Here is a 6,356-nt window from a genome sequence, read left to right on the forward strand (position 1 = left end):
TCTTGCTGGATGAGCTTCCAGTAGCGCTTTATAGCCTTGTATTCATGAGATTTTCGTTCAAACTGATTCATGATTTGAACACGCACACGACTCATAGCACGGCTCAAGTGTTGGAGTAAAACAGTCCAGTGGACTGTTTTAGCCTGAGTTTAGAAATATAATAACGAAGGGTGAAAGCGATCCAGAACGATTTTAGCGTTTGGGAGTGAAACAGTCTGGGAGACTGTTTCAGCCTGAGCCTAGAAATTCGAAAGCGAAGCTGCTTAGCCAAGTCATAGTAGGGACTAAACATATCCATAGTAATGATTTTGACTCGACATCGGACTGCTCTATTATATTTAAGAAAGTGATTCTGGATGACTGCTTGTGTTCTTCCTTCAAGAACAGTGATGATATTGAGTTTATCAAAATCTTGCGCAATGAAGCTCATCTTCATCTCCCGATTGAAACAGTCACTCCCCTGACTGTTTCAACGTCCCAGGACATAATCTCAGGAAGACAAGAAAAATCATGCTTAAAGTGAAAGTCATTGAGCTTGCGAATAACAGTTGAAGTTGAAATAGCCAACTGATGAGCAATGTCGGTCATAGAAGTCTTTTCAATTAGCTTCTGGGCAATCTTTTGGTTGATGATACGAGGGATTTGGTGATTTTTCTTTACTAGAGGAGTCTCAGCCACCATCATTTTAGAGCACTGATAGCACTTAAAACGGCGTTTTCTAAGAAGAATTCTGGTAGTCATACCAGTCGTTTCAAGATAAGGAATCTTAGACGGTTTTTGAAAGTCATATTTCTTCATTAGACTTTCGCAATCAGGACAAGATGGAGCCTCATAACCCAGTCTAGCGATGATTTCCTTGTGTGTATCCCTATTGATGATATTTATAATTTGGATATTAGGGTCTTTAATGTCTAGTAGTTTTGTGATAAAATGTAATTGTTCCATATGAATCTTTCTAATGATGGTTTGGTTGCTTTTCATTATAGGTTATATGGGACTTTTTTTCTACAACAAAATAGGCTCCATAATATCCATAGGGGATTTACCCACTACAAATAGTATAGAGCCCCTAAAATGGATAGCAGATAAGGTATCTGGCTGGGGCGACCACTATCAATTAGTAGCTCAGAAGTTGGTACTTAAACGTGCTATATCAAAACCAGTCCTTGAAAAACATGGACTGGTTTCGTGTTTGGATTATTACCTTGAACGACATGCGTTAAAAGTTAGTTGAACCGCCGTATGCCGAACGGCACGTACGGTGGTGTGAGAGGGGATAGAGACTATCCCCTACTAGATGATAAGAGACTTTTGTCCCAAACTCTTTATTGTTTCTCTAAAAGACTGTTAGTCTTCTTTTCTTTTAGTTAGTCCATAGGCTGCTAGTGTGGTCATGAGTCCTGCGACTACCAATCCTGCAGAATCTTGACTTCCTGTTTCAGGAAGTTTTTTCTCTGTTGCCACAGGAGCTGGATCTTGAGGAAGAGCTTTGTTTTCCTCAGCCAGAACAGTTGCTGGAGCTGATTGTCTTGGGATTTCTAGTTTTGTTTTTTCTTCAGCAATAGCGACTTGTCCGTTTTCATCGCCTACATGTGTTACCAGAGTTTCTACTTCAACCACTTGATTGACAGCTTCTTTCGTTACTTGGCTATAGAGAACGGTTTCTGTAGTTTTGCCATTTTCAGTTAGAACAGAGATATAATGAGTTCGTTCCCCTTTGACTCCAGGTGTGATAATCTTTTCTTGCCCCTCTGGGAGGTTTGGATTTTCCTTCCTAATAATCTCAAACGGAATTTCTTCTGTTCTTGTGATGAGCTCTGGTAGGGTTTCGACGTTGGCAGTCACCTCATTTTCTTCGAGGCTTCCTAAGTGGGTTGCAACTGGTTTGAGGCCTAGACGGGCAGCGTGGAGTTTCTTTACAAGCGCATCGACTTCAGCCTGTTTATTACGATTGAGATTATAGTTGAGAGCTTCTTTAGCTGCATTAAGGGCTTCTATACTTTCTTTACTATATCCTTCCAAGTTTTTAGGAAGTTGATCGACTTCGTTACGGAGAGCTGAGTAGTTAGCGCGGAAGTAGTCCTTGTTGTGGTCAGCAAAGGCAGTCATGATTTCAAAGATTTCTTCTTCCTTGTACTCAGCCCTTGGTTTATCTGCCCAGATACTTAGCATACTTCCGATCGTTGGAAGGTCTATTTCAGGATATTTAGTAGAAGCTAGTTGGTTGAATGGCACTTTTCCAGAATTTTCAATAGCTTTTGAGAGCGGATAAGCTTCATCGTTTTTATGATTACCTAGTACATAATACCAATCTCCGTTGGTGTTAAGAAGCTTGTACCCTTTGCTTGCTAGATATTGAGGAGATGCAAGATTATAGCCCCACCAACCTTTAGACCAGTAAGAAATCAAGACATCTTTATCAAATTCGACATCATCCTTATCTTCATAGTAGAAGCCATCGTTAAAGGCCATTGGTTGAAGACCTCTCTCTTTAGCCATGGCAGCAAGAGTATTAGAGTATTCAGCAAACTTGCCATAGAGATTGTAGTATTTTAGATAATACCAACCTTGAGCGTTGGTTGCATCGTTGGCATATTCGTCTGTACCGTAGTTGAATATTTTAGTCTTTCCTGCAAAGAAGTCCATGTATTTGCCGATGAGGGCTTTTGTAAAGTTCATTGCTTCTTCGTTTTTAAGATCCATGGTTGTTTTTGATACCTTATCAAAGTTGGCTTGAGGATTATGGATACCTAATTTTTCCATAGCAACAAGCAATGCATCCATGTGACCTGGGCTGTTGATCGCTGGGATAAGGCCTAGACCTTTAGATTTTGCATAGTCAATCAGTTCAGCAACTTCAGCTTGACTAAGTGTGGTACCGTTTGGATCATCGTAGTAGGCTTTTGTTCCTTCGATAATGGCATTTTTGACATCGTCACTTGCATAAGTCTTACTGTTAGCAGTGATGCTCATATCATCTAGTAAGAAGCGAAGTCCGTCATTTCCAAGTAGGAGATGAAGATCAGAATATCCTAATTCACTAGCCTTGTCAATGATGCGTTTTAATTGCTCAGCTGAGAAATACTTACGCCCAGCATCGATTGAAATCACCTTATTTTTTTCTAGTTTTTCAAGTTCACGTTTGGCTTCTTCTTCTTTTTGAGCTTCAGGCGTGAGGGTCAAATTGCTGACAGTTTCTTGAAGTTTAGCGATAGCTTCATCAATCGTATCTTGTTGGGCACGGCTAAGGTTGCTATCGAGAGAGCGAATAGCTTTTTCAGCTTCTTTTACGGCTGCGACACTTTCTGAAGTATAGCGGTTAAGGTCTTTTGGTACCTCGTTAAGAGCCTGTTCTGCAGATTCGTAATCAGCCGCAAAGTACTCGGCGTTAGAATTTGCGAATTGGCGCATGAGTTTGAAGAGTCGTGATGGAGAATAGCGTGCAGATGGGGTATCAGCCCAGGCAGCTACCATACCACCGATAATTGGAATGTCAGCACCTTCTGTTTTTGGTACTGAAGTGATTGGCGTGCTCTTAATACCATTGAGTCCTTGATCGAGGTTGTACCAGCCTTGACCATCTGCATTTCGTCCTAGAACGTAGTACCAAGCATCGTTGGTATTCAAGATTTGGTGTCCTTTTTCAACTAGAAGTTTAGAAGAAGCGACATCATAACCGCCCCAGCCACCAGTCCACATAGAAACGATGATATCTTTATCAAAAGTTCCGAAGCTAGTATCACTATTATAGTAAATACCATCATTGAAGGCCATTGGTTTGAGGCCGTGCGATTTTACAATACGAGCTAGGTCATTGGCGTAGGCAATAAATTTTTCATATCCTTTTACAGGATACCCTTCGTTTGGATAGTATTTATCAGCTTGAAGAACACTCCAACCTTTAGCATTTGTTGCATCATTGGCATACTCATCTAGTCCAATATTAAAGATTTCAGACTTCCCAGCGAAATAAGCAGCGTATTTATCAATCAGAGCCTTTGTAAACTCAACTGCCTCTTTATTATCAAGATCAACTGTACGGGCAGATTCTTTCCCAAAGTAGTTAAAGTTAGGGTTCTGGATACCGAGCTCTTTCATGGCATTTAAAATCGCATCCATGTGGCCAGGACTATTCACAGTTGGGACTAAGCCAATACCCTTATCTTTGGCATAGTTAATAAGATCCGTCATTTGGCTTTCTGTTAGATGGTTACCATTTGGATCGTTGTAATACTCATTTGTACCTTTTTCAATGGCGCGTTTGACATCATCACTAGCATAGGTTTTTCCATTAGCTTTGATGGTCATGTCGTCCAGCATGAAACGCATTCCGTCATTTCCAACTAGTAAATGAAGATCAGTAAAACCGTAGTGCTTTGCCTTGTCGATAATCTCCTTGAGTTGGTCTGGTGAAAAGTACTTACGTCCAGCATCGATTGAGATCATTTTTCTTTTGGCTAGTTTTTCATTTACCTGTGCTACTCGTTCAGTAGTTGGAGTTGGAACAGCTGGAGTAGATGGTTCATTTTGATTATCAGCTTCATTAGTTTTTTCAGCTTGAGTAGAGCTATCTGCTTGAACAATAGGTGTTGGACTTGCATTTTCACTTACTGGAGGGGTTACAGGATTGTCAACTTTTGGAGCATTTGTCTTAGCAGTGTCAACATCTGCTTTCACTTCTTCTTTAGGTTGGATTACTGTGTCTGAAAGCTTTTCAGCTTCCTTAGTTGGAACTTCTTTTAATTGAGGGTTATCCGGCATAGTTTGTAAAGTTTCAGGTTTTTGCGGTGATGGTGTGACTCCGTCAGCGGATACGACTTGAGTACCAAAGGCAAAACCAATCAGGACTGAAGCGGCTCCAAACGCATACTTACGAATGGAAAACCGCTGTTTCTTTTCTAGTTTCATGACATAACCTCCTTGTAACACTGTTTTGATAACGTTTACATAAAACCAATTTCATTTTATTATCTATCTAGTAAAAAGTCAAGTGGTTTTTATATAAGAACTCTAATAAATGTAGAGGCTAACTTCTCAAAGTAACTTCCACTTGGCTGGTCAAAGCGGAAATTAGTCTAAAACGGATTTTTATGGTGGAATTAAGTATGAGACGTTTGAGTTAGAAATGAAATCCACTATGACAAAATATAAACACCTTACCCTTTCAGACCGTAATGATATCCAATTAGGTTTAGAGCGCGGTGAAACCTTCAAAGCTATCGGACACCTTATTCTAAAAGACCCGACCACTGTTTCTAGAGAGGTCAAACGAAATAGACAAGCCAGAGACTCTACCTCTAATAACCTTCCTTGCCCTCTACTCGATAAAGCCCCCTTTGTCTGTAATGGATGCCCTAAAAAAAGACAAAACTGTAGCTATCAGAAAATCTTCTACCTCGCTAAACAAGCTCAAAAACAATACGAACAAACTCTTGTTGAATCTCGTGAAGGAACTCCTCTTAATTCTCAGACTTTCTGGGATATGAACAAAGTCATTTCCGATGGTGTTAAAAAGGGACAACACATCTATCATATCCTCAAAACTCACAACCTTGATGTCAGCTCCTCAACCGTCTATCGACATATCCGAAAAGGATACCTATCTATCGCTCCTATTGATCTATCCAGAGCCGTTAAATTCAAAGAGAGACGGAAAAGTAAGCTACCTTCCATCCCTAAAGAAGCTAAAAAAGGCCGTTCCTATGAGGATTTCCAAAATTATTTAACCCTTAACCAACTGAATTCTTGGCTGGAAATGGACACGGTTATGGGCAGGGTGGGAGGTAAAGTACTACTCACCTTCAATTTATCTTTCTGTAACTTTATCTTCGCTAGGCTTCTCGACAATAAAACTGCCCTTGAGGTTACCAAACACCTCTATGATATCAAGAACACTCTTCACCAAGCGGACAAAGATTTCTTCCAACTCTTTCCTGTCATCCTGACAGATAATGGTGGAGAGTTTGCCAGGGTTGATGACATCGAAATGGATGTTCGAGGAGAAAGTAAACTCTTCTTTTGTGACCCTAATCGCTCTGAGCAGAAAGGGAGAATCGAGAAAAATCACACGCTGATTCGCGACATCCTACCAAAGGGAACTTCCTTTGATAATTTAACTCAGGAGGACATTAATCTCGTTTGTTAGCATGTTAACAGTGTCAAACGTGCTGCTTTGAATGGAAAGTCAGCCTATGAACTTTTTGCCTTTGCTTATGGAGAAGAGGTTCCTAAGCTTCTTGGAATTTCTAAAATACCTGCAGAAGATGTCTGTCAGTCGTCTATAGTAAACTGAACCAAAAATAGTACATAATGTGGTATAATCTTCTTATGGCATATTCAATAGATTTTCGTAAAAA

The 6,356-nt window shown here is 40.2% G+C and carries 1 protein-coding gene and 3 pseudogenes; 2 read left to right on the forward strand and 2 right to left on the reverse strand.

Translation table 11 applies throughout. The annotated features are described in order from the left end of the window. Window positions 1-945: pseudogene (locus QZ114_RS06815) on the reverse strand (transposase); the annotation flags it as partial. Between the two features lie 127 nt (window positions 946-1,072). Here QZ114_RS06815 and QZ114_RS06820 point away from each other — a divergent pair. Next, window positions 1,073-1,234 (forward strand): annotated as a pseudogene (locus QZ114_RS06820) (group II intron reverse transcriptase/maturase); the annotation flags it as partial. A gap of 113 nt (window positions 1,235-1,347) precedes the next feature. Here the strand turns inward: QZ114_RS06820 and strH are convergent. Further along, window positions 1,348-4,908, reverse strand: coding sequence for an LPXTG-anchored beta-N-acetylhexosaminidase StrH (gene strH, locus QZ114_RS06825; RefSeq protein ID WP_295501340.1), 3,561 nt, complete (start codon window positions 4,906-4,908; stop codon window positions 1,348-1,350). Between the two features lie 229 nt (window positions 4,909-5,137). Between strH and QZ114_RS06830 the strand changes: the two are divergent. After that, window positions 5,138-6,292, forward strand: a pseudogene (locus QZ114_RS06830) (IS30 family transposase). The last annotated feature ends 64 nt before the right edge of the window (window positions 6,293-6,356 follow it).

The sequence above is a fragment of the uncultured Streptococcus sp. genome, assembly GCF_901875575.1.
In the GTDB taxonomy this organism is placed as follows: domain Bacteria; phylum Bacillota; class Bacilli; order Lactobacillales; family Streptococcaceae; genus Streptococcus.

Coding starts and splice junctions, on each gene's coding strand:
- strH (WP_295501340.1), bottom strand. CDS start 4,908: ATGAAACTAGAAAAGAAACAGCGGTTTTCCATTCGTAAGTATGCGTTT.